Consider the following 526-nt stretch of genomic DNA (forward strand, 5'->3'; position numbering starts at 1 on the left):
ATGAAACGAATGCGTTCGGACGGATAATCTGCATCCAGCGGCACATACGCGCCTCCAGCTTTCCACACCGCCAATACGCCGACCAGCATGTCTACCGAACGTTCACTCAAAATGCCGACCATCGACTCGCGGCCAATACCTTCATTCCGCAATCTCCGCGCCAATTCGTTCGCACGCTCGTTCAGTTTACGGTACGTAAGCTGCTGCTCCTTGTACACCACCGCCACGTGATCTGGTACAAGCTGCGCTTGTTCTTCCACATAGGTATGGAATAAGCTCTCTGCTTCAGCAGCAACATCCGATACCCCCACATCTCCAAAACCGTAGATGATTTGTGCCTTCTCCTCGACGGTTACCATATCCAAAGCTGCCAGTGGCTGCTGTGGATGAAGGGTAATTGCACGTACGAGTTCGGTAAAATGCTGTGCCAATCGCGCGATGGTCTCAGGCTTGTACAGCGCCGTGCTGTATTCCAGACTGCACAGAATGCCTTCCGGCTGCTCCACTGCATCCAAGGTCAGATCAA

General features: G+C 53.2%; 1 protein-coding gene. It reads right to left on the bottom strand.

Annotated features, from left to right (window positions below; all coding sequences use genetic code 11):
• On the bottom strand, positions 1 to 526 hold a 526-nt coding region (locus G9G54_RS24890), incomplete at both ends, for an AMP-binding protein (RefSeq protein WP_165179944.1).

The sequence above is a fragment of the Paenibacillus sp. EKM212P genome (assembly GCF_011066115.1).
GTDB lineage: Bacteria > Bacillota > Bacilli > Paenibacillales > Paenibacillaceae > Paenibacillus > Paenibacillus polymyxa_B.